Source organism: Pseudomonas libanensis (genome assembly GCF_001439685.1).
Lineage (GTDB): Bacteria > Pseudomonadota > Gammaproteobacteria > Pseudomonadales > Pseudomonadaceae > Aquipseudomonas > Aquipseudomonas libanensis.
The window spans coordinates 169,985-183,057 of sequence record NZ_JYLH01000007.1; the positions used below are offsets into that span (position 1 = coordinate 169,985).

19 protein-coding genes and 1 tRNA gene are annotated in these 13,073 nt (G+C 58.1%); 15 read left to right on the forward strand and 5 right to left on the reverse strand.

Annotation, left to right across the window (positions count from 1 at the left end; translation table 11 throughout):
* Positions 1-17: 17 nt before the first annotated feature.
* The 4 genes from TU73_RS13275 to TU73_RS13290 all read right to left on the reverse strand — a co-directional run bounded on the left by TU73_RS13275 (position 18) and on the right by TU73_RS13290 (position 3,778).
* Positions 18-2,708, reverse strand: a complete 2,691-nt coding sequence (locus TU73_RS13275; RefSeq protein ID WP_057012600.1) for a bifunctional DNA primase/polymerase — start codon at positions 2,706-2,708, stop codon at positions 18-20.
* Positions 2,705-2,908, reverse strand: coding sequence for a TraR/DksA C4-type zinc finger protein (locus TU73_RS13280; protein WP_057012601.1), 204 nt, complete (start codon positions 2,906-2,908; stop codon positions 2,705-2,707). Before TU73_RS13280 ends, TU73_RS13275 begins: the two co-directional genes overlap by 4 nt.
* A complete protein-coding gene (locus tag TU73_RS13285; RefSeq protein WP_057012602.1) occupies positions 2,901-3,389 on the reverse strand; it encodes a phage regulatory CII family protein in 489 nt (162 codons plus the stop codon). Before TU73_RS13285 ends, TU73_RS13280 begins: the two co-directional genes overlap by 8 nt.
* Before the next feature lie 140 nt (positions 3,390-3,529).
* Positions 3,530-3,778, reverse strand: coding sequence for a transcriptional regulator (locus tag TU73_RS13290; RefSeq protein ID WP_057012603.1), 249 nt, complete (start codon positions 3,776-3,778; stop codon positions 3,530-3,532).
* Positions 3,779-3,884: 106 nt separating this feature from the next.
* Here TU73_RS13290 and TU73_RS13295 point away from each other — a divergent pair, with 106 nt between their 5' ends.
* The 15 genes from TU73_RS13295 (at position 3,885) to TU73_RS13365 (ending at position 12,645) form a co-directional block, all read left to right on the forward strand.
* The gene (locus tag TU73_RS13295) at positions 3,885-4,637 is read left to right on the forward strand and encodes a S24 family peptidase (protein WP_057012604.1); all 753 of its coding nucleotides are present in this window, start codon (positions 3,885-3,887) and stop codon (positions 4,635-4,637) included.
* 138 nt (positions 4,638-4,775) lie between these two features.
* Positions 4,776-4,976, forward strand: a complete 201-nt coding sequence (locus TU73_RS13300; RefSeq protein WP_057012605.1) for a hypothetical protein — start codon at positions 4,776-4,778, stop codon at positions 4,974-4,976.
* Positions 4,973-5,554 (forward strand): deoxynucleotide monophosphate kinase family protein, encoded by a 582-nt coding sequence (locus TU73_RS13305; RefSeq protein ID WP_057012606.1) that lies wholly within the window; start codon positions 4,973-4,975, stop codon positions 5,552-5,554. The genes TU73_RS13300 and TU73_RS13305 overlap by 4 nt, the downstream gene beginning before the upstream one ends.
* 11 nt (positions 5,555-5,565) lie before the next feature.
* Positions 5,566-5,841, forward strand: coding sequence for a hypothetical protein (locus TU73_RS13310; RefSeq protein WP_057012607.1), 276 nt, complete (start codon positions 5,566-5,568; stop codon positions 5,839-5,841).
* Positions 5,838-6,212, forward strand: a complete 375-nt coding sequence (locus TU73_RS13315) for a hypothetical protein (protein ID WP_057012608.1) — start codon at positions 5,838-5,840, stop codon at positions 6,210-6,212. The genes TU73_RS13310 and TU73_RS13315 overlap by 4 nt, the downstream gene beginning before the upstream one ends.
* A complete protein-coding gene (locus TU73_RS13320; protein WP_057012609.1) occupies positions 6,209-6,451 on the forward strand; it encodes a pyocin activator PrtN family protein in 243 nt (80 codons plus the stop codon). Before TU73_RS13315 ends, TU73_RS13320 begins: the two co-directional genes overlap by 4 nt.
* A gap of 53 nt (positions 6,452-6,504) precedes the next feature.
* Positions 6,505-6,852: a hypothetical protein gene (locus TU73_RS13325; protein WP_057012610.1), complete on the forward strand. Its 348-nt coding sequence runs from the start codon at positions 6,505-6,507 to the stop codon at positions 6,850-6,852.
* 51 nt (positions 6,853-6,903) lie between these two features.
* Positions 6,904-7,725, forward strand: coding sequence for a YfdQ family protein (locus tag TU73_RS13330; RefSeq protein WP_057012611.1), 822 nt, complete (start codon positions 6,904-6,906; stop codon positions 7,723-7,725).
* A gap of 77 nt (positions 7,726-7,802) precedes the next feature.
* On the forward strand, positions 7,803-8,222 hold the full coding sequence (locus tag TU73_RS13335; protein ID WP_057012612.1) for a hypothetical protein: 420 nt from the start codon (positions 7,803-7,805) through the stop codon (positions 8,220-8,222).
* Complete coding sequence (locus TU73_RS13340; RefSeq protein WP_231984791.1) at positions 8,219-9,172, forward strand: phosphohydrolase; 954 nt, start codon at positions 8,219-8,221, stop codon at positions 9,170-9,172. The genes TU73_RS13335 and TU73_RS13340 overlap by 4 nt, the downstream gene beginning before the upstream one ends.
* Entirely contained in the window at positions 9,169-9,960 is a 792-nt protein-coding gene (locus TU73_RS13345) for a DUF2786 domain-containing protein (protein ID WP_057012613.1), read from the forward strand. The genes TU73_RS13340 and TU73_RS13345 overlap by 4 nt, the downstream gene beginning before the upstream one ends.
* A complete protein-coding gene (locus tag TU73_RS13350; RefSeq protein ID WP_057012614.1) occupies positions 9,957-10,613 on the forward strand; it encodes a hypothetical protein in 657 nt (218 codons plus the stop codon). The genes TU73_RS13345 and TU73_RS13350 overlap by 4 nt, the downstream gene beginning before the upstream one ends.
* Positions 10,613-11,338, forward strand: a complete 726-nt coding sequence (locus TU73_RS13355; protein WP_057012615.1) for a hypothetical protein — start codon at positions 10,613-10,615, stop codon at positions 11,336-11,338. The genes TU73_RS13350 and TU73_RS13355 overlap by 1 nt, the downstream gene beginning before the upstream one ends.
* A gap of 2 nt (positions 11,339-11,340) precedes the next feature.
* Positions 11,341-11,577: a DUF4224 domain-containing protein gene (locus TU73_RS13360; RefSeq protein ID WP_057012616.1), complete on the forward strand. Its 237-nt coding sequence runs from the start codon at positions 11,341-11,343 to the stop codon at positions 11,575-11,577.
* A 3-nt stretch (positions 11,578-11,580) separates the two neighbouring features.
* Positions 11,581-12,645, forward strand: a complete 1,065-nt coding sequence (locus TU73_RS13365) for a tyrosine-type recombinase/integrase (RefSeq protein ID WP_057012617.1) — start codon at positions 11,581-11,583, stop codon at positions 12,643-12,645.
* A gap of 156 nt (positions 12,646-12,801) precedes the next feature.
* Here the strand turns inward: TU73_RS13365 and TU73_RS13370 are convergent.
* A tRNA-Cys gene (locus TU73_RS13370) sits at positions 12,802-12,875 on the reverse strand.
* Between the last annotated feature and the right edge of the window lie 198 nt (positions 12,876-13,073).

The window sequence follows — 13,073 nt, forward strand, 5'->3', positions numbered from 1 at the left end:
CACACTTTTAGTCGGATTCATGCTGCCGCCGCCTTGATGTGGTCCCAGTTGTCGACGTTCCAGCCCGCCAGGCGTGCCGCTGCCCTCCAAGCAACCACCGCCTTCCCCAGGTCGGCCGACCTGAGTGATGGGGGCTGGGAAGCTTGGTCATCACGCGGAAAGAAGAACGCCCCGAACTTGCGATTGCTGCCGTCGGTCCAGGGGATGGCGCGGGTCTTATCCACCTCGGAGCTGATGAACAACGAGAACTTCGTCTGACTCATCACATGCTCTTTGTTGCGGTGGCACCACTCCAGGAACATCGCGTAAAGGTCTGTCGATAAGCAGGCGCCCCACATATCGCGCCCAAGTTCGCCGTATTGCCAGAGGAACAGGAAAGTCTGCCAGCTGGCCCGACTCAACGCCACCAGCCGCTCACGGGCATCAGTGCTGGGCGGCCTGGTACGCTGGTCGAAGTCGCCCAGGTCGATGGACAACAGCCACGCATAAAGCGCCGCTACACCGCCGTTTTCCAACTCCCGGCCAACCGCCTTCTGCCGCTCAACCGGTAACGTTTCCATCGGCCAAAGCACCAGCATTCGGCGGTCGCTTGGAGCAATCGGCCACGGCATAATCTCGTTGCTTAGGAACGCCGCGTTCATGTGGTTGGCCTCTTCCCAACCGTTGATAAACTTCGACTCCATACGCACCGTCTTGCCGGTCACCAGGTGCTTGATCTTACCCACCTGGTTGTAACGTTGGTCTCGGCTGACCACTTCCTCAAACACCGCCCACAGCTTCCGGCTTTGCCAGGCGTTGAAGTTGCTTTCCAGCTGGGTCTGGCCGACCGTGGCAGCGTATTGCCCGTACAACAAACCGAAGGCATCAGCGAACAGCAGGCTTTTACCTGAGCCCTCCATGGTGGAATGAGCCAGCACCGCCGTATCCATTTTTGCACCAAGGTGCTGCAAGGGATACGCGAGCCACTTCACCAGCCAATCGTTCGACGACTTATCGTGGTTGCACAGGAAAGAGATCAACCACCGCAGGTTCTCGCACGCCGCGTCATCGCGGCTCGGTTCCATGGGCAGTCCGTCGAAGGTATTGATATAGACGTTCGGATCTTTGGTCATTGTCGGGTCGAACACGATGTTCTCCACGTCAACCACACGGCGAGCCGGGCTGTTCAACCACATGCCGTACATGTCGCCGAGGGCCATCTTGACCGCCCCCTCTGGAACACGACGCTTCTTCTCTCGGTCCCAAACATCCTTGGTGCCGTCGATATAGACATAGCGCTCAATCGGCTCAAGGTTCAGCGCCCCACCCTTCTTGCCCGCCATCTTGCGGGCCTGCTCAATCTCTTTGACCTTATCGTCCGAGATCAGCTTTTTCTGGGTGTCATCCATCCACTGTTTCGCCAGGGGCTTACCGACACGGGCCTCAAACGCAGTTTTCTTCATCGCCCGCGCTTTATCGAGGTCCCACACCTGGGTTGTGCCCTCGACCAGCACGTATCGCCGGAGTACCTGCTCATATGTCAGCTCTTCCCCCGCGCCCCCGTCAGCAGCCGGAGCGGCCTCGCCATTCGGCACGCCAGAGTCCTGCCCGACTGCATCCGCAGATGGGGCTGGGGGAAGATCGTGCGGACCTGGCCGCGTTGAATGCTGCATGCCCAACATCCGGGCGGCGTCCTTCACTGCCTTCGACTGGTCACCATCGTGGTCCAACAGACAAAACACTTCAAAGGCATCATTTTGGTGACCGTTGGCAAGCGGATCGGCACCGTGGTGGGAGTAGACCTTGCGGTCAGTGACAGTCACACCTGGCAGCCCGGTGCTGCTGTGTGGATACAGCCATTTGTTACCGCGCTTGATGTAGTCGTGGGCGCGCAACAGCTCTTCCACATCGTGGCACCGGTTGAACTCATCAATCACCGAGAGCTTGCCATCAGCAGGTGGAGCGCGCTTGATAGGTTTCGCGGCGGGCTTCTTTGGCTTTGGCGCCCATGGGCACGCCGCTTCGGCGTTGCGCTTGAAGACGTCCCAATTCTGCCAAATGTTCAGCAGCTCATTGGTTAGGACCGGCAGGCCATCCGCTGCATTCGGCGGCGTGCGCCAGGTGTACGGCTTACCAGTGCCAGGATGGATTGATGGCGGGAATACGTCCTGCACCAGGCCCGCCCGCAGCTCAAACACCGTGAACCGCTTGTATTCGTCGGCCTCAGCTTTTGCAGCCGCCTCACCAGCGGTGTCCCCCTGCTCTTTCGCCGCCTTCGCCCGAGCCAGCAGCCCCTTGTGAATCGACCCATCGGGGTCGTTCTCATTGGGCCAGGAAAGCGAGTGGCGCGTCAGCTCCATGTCATCCGGCATTTTAAACAGCACGCGGAACCGCAATGGGTTACCCACGATGGTCGGATAGACCAGCGCCATTGCATCTAAATCGAGGCCCATCTGGTCGAACAGCACAAACCGCGTCCACGGCACATCGTCAACGTCCAACGAGCAAACCCGACTTGGCCCGAGCACTACGCCCAGGTTGTGGTTGGGATTACGTTGCCAGAATGCTTCGGCGGCGGCCGGGTCGGTGATGTAACCGCCTGGCTTGTTCCACCCCACGCCCTTGGGCGCCTTTTCGCCTGGGTCAATAGGGACCAGTGCAAAGTTAAAGGTTTCGATGTAGCGGCGCGCCCAGGACGATATCGCTGTGCTGGTGGGTTGCTCACTCATCGCCGCCGCTCCCGCAACCCCTGACAACTGACGCAGGTCGCACAACCCTGGATCGTCTGCTGACGAAGTAACGGGATAGGCTCGTCGCAATCCTCACAGAACTGGGCACTGACGGCGCTTGTCGGGCGCTGACGGCGATCAAGTGCGACCTGTAGAAAGTACTCGGCCTGATCGTTGGCAATATCAATGATGTCAGTCATTCTGGCGGGCCTCCATTGCTTGCCTGGCCCCAGCCATAATGCCCAGCACCGCACGGATCACATCGGCGCCGTGCTTCTCCAGGCATTCAACCTCATGCGGCTCCCAAATATTGTCGGCAGCACCTTCATGCATGCTGGAAACAAACAGGCCCGTCCGGTGCAACACCTTGCTGACAGCCAGCAAGGCTTCCTTGGTAGGCGCCGCCGCTTCCGGCTTGTACCAGACCATACCGGCAGGTCGCATCAGCGCATCGAGTAACGAGGGATTTGCCGTCAGCCGTATCAGCTCTTCCAGCTCATCGGGATCAAGCCAGCGCTGTTCAAAGTCATGTTTGACCTTCTTTTGCAAGCTGTCGTATTCCATCACCATATCGAGCGCCAGGGCGGTGACACCGCCGCGGTAATCATGCGCCGCACGATAGATTGCCTTGCGAAGTGAAAGAACCGGCGCAATGGCCGGTGACTGTTCTGTTCGACTCATAACCGTAAATACTCCGTTTACGGTCTAGCCATAGAAACGGGCACGCCCTATCCTACGACCACGACCGATGTGCATGTGCTGTGTATCGTCGTAGCCGGGCTGGGGGATCTTTGGTGAGAGGCCCCGGCCCGGCGCCTTTTTTAAGCTGCTTGCAGGTCGACCGGTAGCAAAAAAACGTCAGGACGCAATGCGTCTCTCGGGACTCCGGTCAGTTTTTCGACTCGCAATACCATCTCAGCAGGAAGCTCGCCCCTTCTGAACCAGTACGAGACGAGCTGTTGAGAGACGTTCCGCTCTGGCGTCGAGACCAGCACCGCGAACGCGGCCTGGCCGCCGGCAAGGCTGATGGCCTTGGCAAGCGCCTCACGCATGGAATTCGAAATGCTCATCTCAACCCTCGAACTAAAATCACAACGAGAAATTACAACTATTTTTGTTATCTCTCAACATCTTTTTATGTTTGATGAAATACAAAACTTTTTGTAGCCTCGCTTGATGACTAAACAGCTCCCCACCCCAAGCCGCCTGGCCCTGAAATTCAAAGCCCGCCGCGAAGAACTTGATTTGACTCAAGCGGATGTCGCCACGCGCGTCACAGCCCTACTCGTTCCGCCTAAAAAGCTCACTCAACAGGTGTATGCGGCATTCGAGGGCGGAAAGTCTCAGACTACTAAGCACGCTATGAAAATTGCCCAGGTGCTTAGCATGCCTATGGAGGCGCTCGACGAGAGCTGGGAGCTTTCATCGACAGTCGCGAAGCAATCCAACGCCAAGTTAATTGATGCCCCTATAGCTGTATGGGAAGACGGACCTCCACTTGAAAATGAAGTCGAGGTTCCCATGCTCAAGGAAGTTGAACAGCCCGAAGGTTCTGGGCGTACGGAAATAGAAGAGCACGGCACGGTAAAGCTTGGCTTTAGTCAATCGTCGCTACAATCACTTGGAGTCGACGCTAGCAACATCGTATGCATCGTCGTCTCCGGCAACAGCATGGCTCCAGTTATCCCTGATGGCAGCTTGGCCGGGGTCGATCGAGGGAAGACAGCCATAAAGGACGGGGATATTTTCGCTATCAGTCAAAACGGGCAGCTCCGAGTGAAGATCCTTTACCGACTACCGCGCGGTGGCTTACGTATGCGGAGCTTCAATAGGGACGAGCACCCAGATGAAGAGTACCCGGAGGAACAGATTCAGACGGAAGGGATAGTTATTTTGGGCCGCATTTTCTGGTATTCCGTTTTACGCTGACAGCGAATGTTGTACGAAAAGCCCGCGCAATGCGGGCTTTTTGTTAATCAAAGAAACAATTACAAATTTTCCTGTTGACCAAAAAACAAATAAACGCGTATTGTTTGTTCGTACCCCTCTCACCAAAGAGTACGAGACATGCAAACGACACAGCACAGCAACACCCGCTGCCCGGTCTACCTTCACCCGGCGGCGGCGACCAGCCCCGCCGCAGTAGAGCGTATCCAGCGCAGCACTGGCCTTCTTGTCATCGTCAATCTGGGACGCGCCACCATTGCACCAGCCCCCGCAGCCGTCGCCAGCGATGACCAGGGTCCATGGGGAGGCAACGCAGCATGAAGCCTCTTTTGATTGGCCTCACTGGTCGCGCACGCTCCGGCAAGACGACCGCCGCCGAGCACCTGGTAGGCACTTACCTGCTGGAGCACTACGCGTTCGCTGATCCGCTCCGCGATGGCCTGATGGCGATCTTCAACCTCGACCCTACCGACTTCGAAGGCGACCGCAAGGAGCAACCACTGGCCTGGCTGGACCGGTCGCCGCGTCAACTGATGCAGTCGATGGGCACCGAATGGGCACGCGACACCATCCACCCGGACGTGTGGGTGATGCTCGCAGAGCAGAACCTCGACTACATCACTGCCGCACTGGGTGCGGTGATTGGGTTCGTGGTTAGCGATATTCGGTTCGAGAACGAAGCGGACCTTATCCGCCGACGCGGCGGCACGGTAATCCACATCAACCGCCGCAACGCAGAACCCGTAAACGCGCATATCAGCGAGACAGGGGTTAAAGCCAACGACAACGACCTATATCTGCGCAATGACGGGACCGTCGAAGAGTTCCTGCGCTCGCTGGATGAAACCTTTCGCTGCCTACGTGAACGCCACAAACGTCGCGAACAGCAATTCGCCTGAGGTCTGCCGCCATGAACCGCACCCTGGAACAAACCGCCGCTTTGCTCGGACTCAAGCCCCGCGCCTTCCGCACCAGGTTGCGGGAACTGGGCGTGTTGAATTCATCCGGCGACCTTGCCAGCGCTCACCGTGAGCGTGGCTACCTGTTTTCCGACCCACGCAGCCGCTGGAATCCGGCACTACGTAACTACACCCATTATTCCGTGGTGATGGTCAAGGAAGCGGGCGTTGAGTGGATCGCCAGAAAACTGGACATCACTATCACCAAGAAGGACGCCGCAGCATGAAGCCCACCGCCATCAACTCCGCTGTAGGCGCCCTGAAATTGGTGCCGATGTACCTCAACCATCCAACAGTGATCAGCCGCTCCACCCTGATTGGCGCCTCAGCCGAAGCTGTCGCATTGCTGGAGGCATTGCCCTGCGTGTCGGTGGAACTTGCCGAAGTGTTCCGCTGCGTTGATGCAGTGATCGCCGACGGCCAAGTCGCCTACGTGACACCGGTCAAGTGCCCGGAATATCCATACGGTGCCGTCGTTGCAGACGCCAAGGGCAACGTCCTGGCAGCGGCCAAGGGCAAGAGCAAAGAAGGTCTCGCCGAACTGATCCGCCTCAAGCTGGTGCCCCGAAAGGAGGGGCATGGGGAGGAATCCGCGTGACCACCACCCTGGAACAACTCCGGCGCCAGTTCGCCACGCCTTGCCCAAGTTTGACCGCCGTGCGTGAGCAGTACTTCACGCACATCCGCACCGACCGCCACCTGCTCAACGAAATCAAGGCAGGCCGGATCGAGCTGGTAGTCAAGCGCCTGCACTGCTCCGTACGCGCCAAGCCTGTCGTTTATCTGCACGACCTTGCCGACTACCTCGACGCCCAGGCGACGAGCCAAGCGGCCTGATTCAAACGGTAGCCCCTGCCGACCAGGGGCAATAACCCAATGAGGCACAGCACATGAGCACCAAAGCACGTCCCTTTGTGGACACCCTGCGCGACATCGAAGCCGGCGGCCTGCTGGATGAGCTAACCGAGGCCCAGCACAGCCTGATCGACGCCATCCGCATGACCGGCAAGGGCGGCGATTTGACCATAAAGCTCACCTACAAGCCTGATGGCGGCGGCCAGATGACGGTGAAGGCCGACGTCAAGGCCAAAGAGCCTGTTCTGGCTCGCGGTACGTCCCTGTTCTTCCTCACGCCCGAAGGCAACATCACCCGCCGCGACCCGCGCCAGCAGGAAATCCCGCTGCGTAGCGTCGAGGGCGATCCGGCGCCCGGTGCCTTGCGCCAGGTCAGCCAGTAACAGCCGTAGCACCAACCTCTCACCAAATCGCAAACCACTGGAGCACATCCAATGCAACAAGCCCTACAGCACCTGGTCACCCTGGCTCAATCTCTCGGCAAGCCAATGGAAGTCCCAGGTATTCCCGCACCACTTGCACTCGTACCGAACGGTGTAAATATCGAAAGCCTGGAAAATCTTCTGCCTGCGCCATCACGCATCAAGCAGAAGCTCACGGTACTCGACGCCGAATCGTTCATCAGCTACGTGAACCGCTTTGCCACTCAGGCCACCGCCGTGTTTTGCAATGGCCCCGAAGGCCGCACCTTCACTGCCGTCATCGACTACCACGACCCGGCCGCACCAGCCTGGCGCGATCACGTCGCAACGTACCGCTGCCCGACCACCGTTGAATGGGGCAACTGGAAAGATAAAGACCGCAAGCGCATGGACCAGGCGACCTTCGCTGAATTCATTGAAGACAACGTGAAGGACATCACCCACCACCCCGAGCAGAACAACAGCCCCAGTGCCGCAGACATGCTGGAAATCAGCCGCACGCTGGAAGCCAAAAAGAACATCACGTTCCGCCAAGGCACCCGCCTCGACAATGGGCAGGTTCAGCTGACCTACAACGAAGAAATCGAGGGGCGCGCCGGCGAGGCAGGCCAGCTACGCATCCCGGAAGAGTTTTTCATCGCGCTCAAACCGTTCCTGGGCGGTGAAATGTTCTGCGTGCCAGCCCGCTTCCGTTATCGCATTCAGGAAGGCCGCCTGACGATGTGGTTTGAACTGGTACGCGCAGACAAGGTGCTTGAGGAAGCCTACAACGCTGTGCGCGCCAAGATCGAAGGCGCCATTAACGACGTGCCGCTCTACGAAGCAACGTTCTAGCTAACTCTTTGCAACACCCCGCCGCCGTCCTCTCACCAAAACTGTCCGGCGGCGGGCTCTAACGAGGCATACAGCACATGCAAACCGAAACCACCATCATCGTCATTGGCTTGTTAATCGGCTGGATCGCAACTGCGTTCTACCTGATCAAGGCCAGTCAGAAAGCTTACGCCCGCGGCCTTGCAAAGGGCTTAAATGGCCAAAATGAATTGCATCATCAAGAGGCTCAAGCCTTGAGGCATGACCTCCAGAACCAAATCAAACTCCGCCACGCAGCACAAGCTCGGGCTAAATCAGTCTGCACTTTTGCAGATCATGAACTGCTGACCAACGTAGGCACGACGCTGCGTCTCGCAGTGGAAACATGGCAAGCATTCCCCGGCACCGAAACAATGGTCAGCAAAGTAACCAAACAGCAGCGGGACCTCATCGCCTTCGCCGCGAAAATGTGGGTGTCAGCCTACCCAACTCAATCAGTGGCGGAGGACGCAGCATGAAAACCATGTGCATCTACCACGGCAATTGCGCTGACGGCTTCGGCGCTGCATGGGTTGTTCGAAAGGCGCTCGGCAGCAATGTCGAATTTGTGCCAGGGGTTTACGGTCAAGAGCCACCAGACGTTACCGGGAAAGACGTTGTCATCGTCGATTTCAGTTACAAGTACGACGTGCTATCGGCGCTTGCCCGCTCGGCCAACACCATCATCGTGCTCGACCACCACAAAAGTGCTGCCGACGATCTGGTGCGCTTTGAGCAATTCCACGCTGGCATTGAAGAGGATGCCTACCAGGACGGCGGCCCCCAACTGCTCGGCTGGAAAACAGCACACGATTTTGCCCGCACACATAATTGCCCGGCAATTGCTTGCTGTTTTGATATGAACCGCAGCGGCGCGATGCTCGCCTGGGACCACTACTTCCCCGACCAAGAGCCGCCACAACTACTGCGCCATATCGAAGACCGGGACTTATGGCTCTTCAAGTTGGACGGTACCCGAGAGATTCAAGCAAACCTCTTTAGCTACTCGTACGACTTCGAAGTCTGGGACCAGTTGATGGCCGCCGACGTCCAGTCCCTTCGCTCAGATGGTGCGGCGATTGAGCGCAAACATCATAAGGACGTGGCCGAGCTGGTGGCCGTCACAAAACGCCGCCTCACGATTGGCGGTCACGACGTGCCCGCTGCAAGCCTGCCATACACGCTAACAAGTGACGCCGGCCACCTGATGGCGCAGGGCGAGCCTTTTGCCGCCTGCTATTGGGACACACCGACCGGGCGCGTTTTTAGTCTGCGCAGCACGGACGAAGGCATGGACGTATCGGAGATAGCCAGCCAATACGGCGGCGGCGGCCACCGCAATGCGGCGGGATTCCGAGTTTCGTTTGACCATGAACTTGCCGGGGCGAATACAAGCGAACACCGCGAACAATCGGGAGGTGCGGAATGACTAGCGCGCACATCGACGAAAAGAAACTTGAGCGAGCGATCCGCAAGATCAAGCACTGCCTTGCCCTCTCCCAGAGCGCCAATGAAAACGAAGCGGCTACGGCCCTTCGCCAAGCTCAGGCCCTGATGCGCGAATACCGCTTGACTGAGATGGACGTCAAGCTCAGCGACGTCGGCGAAGTCGAGTCACAGTTTTCACGCAACGAACGCCGACCAGCATGGGACCAACAACTCAGCGCATCTGTTGCCGCAGTTTTTAACTGTTCCTCACTGCGCGTTAGAGATTGGTGCAAAACCAAGAATCGAGTGGTGGAGCGGGCTTCGTTCATCGGAGTGACACCCTCTCAGCACATCGCCCTATATGCCTATGAAGCCTTGCTCACCAAACTAAAACTAGCACGCAAGCAGTACGCTGCCGGCGTCCGCTCTGGCAAGTACCGCAGCTCGTACTCCGCAGAAACGGCTGGTGATCACTTCGCCCTGGCATGGGTTGCCCAGGTCTACGGAAAGCTTCTGGCATTGGTCCCACAGGGCGAAGACGACACCAGCGCGACAAGTGATGGCCGTGAGCTGGTGGCAGTACAGCGCCAGGACAAGGCGCTGATAGCGGAATACCTATCAAACATCACCATCGGGAAGGCACGCAAATCCCCAGATATCGAACTCGACCTTGACGCCCAGATCGCGGGCATGTTGGCGGGCAGGAAAGTTGATTTGAACGCTGGCATCGCTCGGGGAGGTGACAAACCATTGTCGCTACCTGCATCTTGCTCCACGGAGGCCGCATGATAAAGGCCAAAGAACTTCCCATCCTGTTCTCGGCGCCGATGGTGCGCGCCATCCTGGAAGGCCGGAAGATGGTCACGCGCCGGGCGGTGAAAGCGACCAAGGCGCACGCCGACGGCTTCATGATGCTTGACCACGGCAACGGCTGGTGGCCATACAACGCGTTTGGCGACTTCACGTCTGACCATGAAGGCATGGAATACCCAATTGCCTGCCCTTACGGCAAGCCTGGCGACCGGCTGTGGGTGCGCGAGACATGGATAGCTGACACACAGGTTGACGTGCTCGCGCCGCGACACCTGAGCCAGGGCGAGCCGATCCTGTACCCGGCAGATGGGGCTATTAGGCAGGCCGGATGCGAAATGATCACCCCAGGGAAATTGCGCCCATCCACTCACATGCCGCGCTGGGTCAGTCGCATCCTGCTGGAGATCACCGACGTGCGCGTCGAGCGGTTGCAGGACATCACGCCAGAGCAATGCATCGCTGAGGGGGTCGACGCTGAAATGTGCAGGCAGTTTCTGGAAACCGCGCCGTCACGTCACACGCTCAAAGAGGCCGAGATTCACGGATTCTCCGGGTTATGGAACTCCGTCGGCGGCGACTGGGACACCAATCCCTGGGTCTGGTGCGTAAGTTTTCGGAGGATCGCGTGATGAAACCGAACATTCAAGCGGCACTCGACTATTCGCGCAACTTCGCAACAGCCAAACCCAACATCGGCCGAACCGAGAAAGAACACATTGAGGGACTGGCGAACCTGCTGGAGCGAACAGCACTGGAGAACTCAGCCCTACAGCGCCAACTGGAGCAGCTGAAGCGTTTCGTCGAGATCAACGCCAACTCAGCCCATGGCAAACACAGAGAGGCCCTGCAATACCGTGCCGAGCGGGACGCCCTGCAAGCCCTGCTGAACGCAGCGATTGAGCGGGTGGATGACGCCGTAAATCTGTTGGAGATATGGCGTACCTGGCTTGGCCCCTGGCGCGAAAGCTGCGACGAGACCGGCAAGAAAATCTGGGACCGTATCGACGCCGTGACTGCACTCAAGCCGGCAGAGGGTGGTAGAGAACTGTACAGCGAGCACTTCGCGCCGGTATCGCAGGTGCTACCGGAGCGCTCACCAAAAGACTACGCCATCGAACATGCCGAGTACATGGCAACGTCAGCAGATGACGTACTGGCGAAGTTCCAGGCATATGGCCTGGCTCTGCTGGCCGTCGATGAGGGCGGTGACGACGGCGAAGGTGAGCTGCTTGAGAATATCGACTCCGCCCGCGGTGACCTGCAGGAGTCACTCGTAGAGCTGCGCAGCATGATTTACGAATTTCGTAAGCGTCGTGCTCGCACTGATGCAGCCGGCCCGACCGCGGAGGCATGATGATGGAATTCCAAAGCGAAACCCTGACCGACGAAGAGCTGGCCACCATCACCGGCTATCAGATGCCTTACAAGCAAATCCAATGGTTAATCGAGAACCATTGGGAGCATGTTTTGACCGGCGCCCGGCGCCCAATCGTTGGCCGGGTGTACGCCCGAATGAAGCTGGCGGGCGTCACACCCTCCGCTGTAAATCCTGCGGCTGAGACCTGGACGCTCGACCTGGCGAATGTGAGCTGATCAATGCGCCAGAAAACCACATCGAACCGGGACTTGCCCCCGCGCATGCTCCGACGAAGCCACAAGCGCAAGAGCGGAAAAACGTGGATCAGTTACTACTACAACGGCAGGGATGCCGAGGGTAAACGCAAGGAAATCCCACTGGGAAGCGACCTTGACCAGGCTAAAGTGGAATGGGCAAGGCTGGAGCGTCGAGCAGCACCGAAGCCCAGCCACTTGCTGGGCTATTTGTTTGACAGGTATGTGAAAGAGATCATCCCGACCAAGGGTTTACGCACCCAGGACGACAACATGAAGGAACTCAAACAGCTCAGGAAGGCATTTGAGCAAGCCCCCATTGATTCGATCACGCCCCAGGTAGTCGCGCAGTATCGGGACGCCAGGACCGCAAAGGTCAGGGCCAACCGGGAAATCGCGCTGCTGTCGCACATGTTCACGATTGCCCGCGAGTGGGGCCTGACCAACAACGCAAACCCTTGCTTCGGTGTGCGCCGCAACAAGGAGACACCACGGGATTATTACGCGGGCGATATCGTATGGAATGCCGTGTACGACTCAGCAGTTCAGGAACTCAAGGACGCTATGAAACTGGCTTACTTGACGGGGCAGCGCCCCGCCGACGTCTTGAAAGTGGCAACCACTGATTTGGTCGACGGGTTCCTGATGGTCAAACAGGGCAAGACGGCCAAGAAGCTGCGCCTGCGGCTGGAAGACGAAGGTGTTCAGTCGGGGTTGAGCGCGTTTATCAATGACCTACAGGAACGCCGGGCCCTCAGCGGTATTAAAACATCGAGGCTGATTACCAACACATCCGGCCTTCGGATGAGCCAACAGATGCTGCGCAACCGCTGGGACGAAGCCCGAGAGAAAGCGGCCATCAAGGCCGGCGCCGACGGCGACTCGGCATTGGCAGTGCTGATCCGCCAGTTCCAGTTCAAGGACATCCGCCCGAAAGCGGCCAGCGAGATCGAGCTGGCGCACGCTAGCCGGCTGCTTGGACACTCCACCGAAGAGATGACCAAAAGAGTCTATCGACGTGTGGGCGAGATTGTAAAACCCACGAAATAACCCGCCATTACCCCACGCCACCAGACGAAATCCGCTCCCCCAAACGCGTCCCAAAACGCCGGGGGTTGCGGAACGCATGCCAAAAGTTGCGGAACGGCTCTCAAATCGCAGGCATTAAAAAACCCCGTAGACCATTGATCTACGGGGCTTTAAGAGTGGAGGCCGAGGTCGGAATCGAACCGGCGTAGGCGGATTTGCAATCCGCTGCATAACCATTTTGCTACTCGGCCTCAAACGATCAATGCCCTGGCTGCTGACATTCACCGCATACAAACTTGAGTGGGCTATGTGAAGCTCGCCTCTACTCTAACTCATTGAATACATTGAAGTTTTTAATGCTTCATTGCGTTCGATGGGCGCCATTATGTACTCATTTGCCTATGCCTGCAACCCCTTGATTTCAAAAAATATTCTGTCTTGACATCAAG

Bases quoted from the DNA above. Each gene is read 5' to 3' on its own strand.
- TU73_RS13345 (WP_057012613.1), top strand. From the start codon at position 9,169: ATGACTAGCGCGCACATCGACGAAAAGAAACTTGAGCGAGCGATCCGC.
- TU73_RS13360 (WP_057012616.1), top strand. From the start codon at position 11,341: ATGGAATTCCAAAGCGAAACCCTGACCGACGAAGAGCTGGCCACCATC.
- TU73_RS13365 (WP_057012617.1), top strand. From the start codon at position 11,581: ATGCGCCAGAAAACCACATCGAACCGGGACTTGCCCCCGCGCATGCTC.
- TU73_RS13305 (WP_057012606.1), top strand. From the start codon at position 4,973: ATGAAGCCTCTTTTGATTGGCCTCACTGGTCGCGCACGCTCCGGCAAG.
- TU73_RS13290 (WP_057012603.1), bottom strand. From the start codon at position 3,778: ATGAGCATTTCGAATTCCATGCGTGAGGCGCTTGCCAAGGCCATCAGC.
- TU73_RS13340 (WP_231984791.1), top strand. From the start codon at position 8,219: ATGAAAACCATGTGCATCTACCACGGCAATTGCGCTGACGGCTTCGGC.
- TU73_RS13280 (WP_057012601.1), bottom strand. From the start codon at position 2,908: ATGACTGACATCATTGATATTGCCAACGATCAGGCCGAGTACTTTCTA.
- TU73_RS13355 (WP_057012615.1), top strand. From the start codon at position 10,613: ATGAAACCGAACATTCAAGCGGCACTCGACTATTCGCGCAACTTCGCA.
- TU73_RS13310 (WP_057012607.1), top strand. From the start codon at position 5,566: ATGAACCGCACCCTGGAACAAACCGCCGCTTTGCTCGGACTCAAGCCC.
- TU73_RS13330 (WP_057012611.1), top strand. From the start codon at position 6,904: ATGCAACAAGCCCTACAGCACCTGGTCACCCTGGCTCAATCTCTCGGC.
- TU73_RS13300 (WP_057012605.1), top strand. From the start codon at position 4,776: ATGCAAACGACACAGCACAGCAACACCCGCTGCCCGGTCTACCTTCAC.
- TU73_RS13275 (WP_057012600.1), bottom strand. From the start codon at position 2,708: ATGAGTGAGCAACCCACCAGCACAGCGATATCGTCCTGGGCGCGCCGC.
- TU73_RS13335 (WP_057012612.1), top strand. From the start codon at position 7,803: ATGCAAACCGAAACCACCATCATCGTCATTGGCTTGTTAATCGGCTGG.
- TU73_RS13350 (WP_057012614.1), top strand. From the start codon at position 9,957: ATGATAAAGGCCAAAGAACTTCCCATCCTGTTCTCGGCGCCGATGGTG.
- TU73_RS13285 (WP_057012602.1), bottom strand. From the start codon at position 3,389: ATGAGTCGAACAGAACAGTCACCGGCCATTGCGCCGGTTCTTTCACTT.
- TU73_RS13315 (WP_057012608.1), top strand. From the start codon at position 5,838: ATGAAGCCCACCGCCATCAACTCCGCTGTAGGCGCCCTGAAATTGGTG.
- TU73_RS13295 (WP_057012604.1), top strand. From the start codon at position 3,885: ATGACTAAACAGCTCCCCACCCCAAGCCGCCTGGCCCTGAAATTCAAA.
- TU73_RS13325 (WP_057012610.1), top strand. From the start codon at position 6,505: ATGAGCACCAAAGCACGTCCCTTTGTGGACACCCTGCGCGACATCGAA.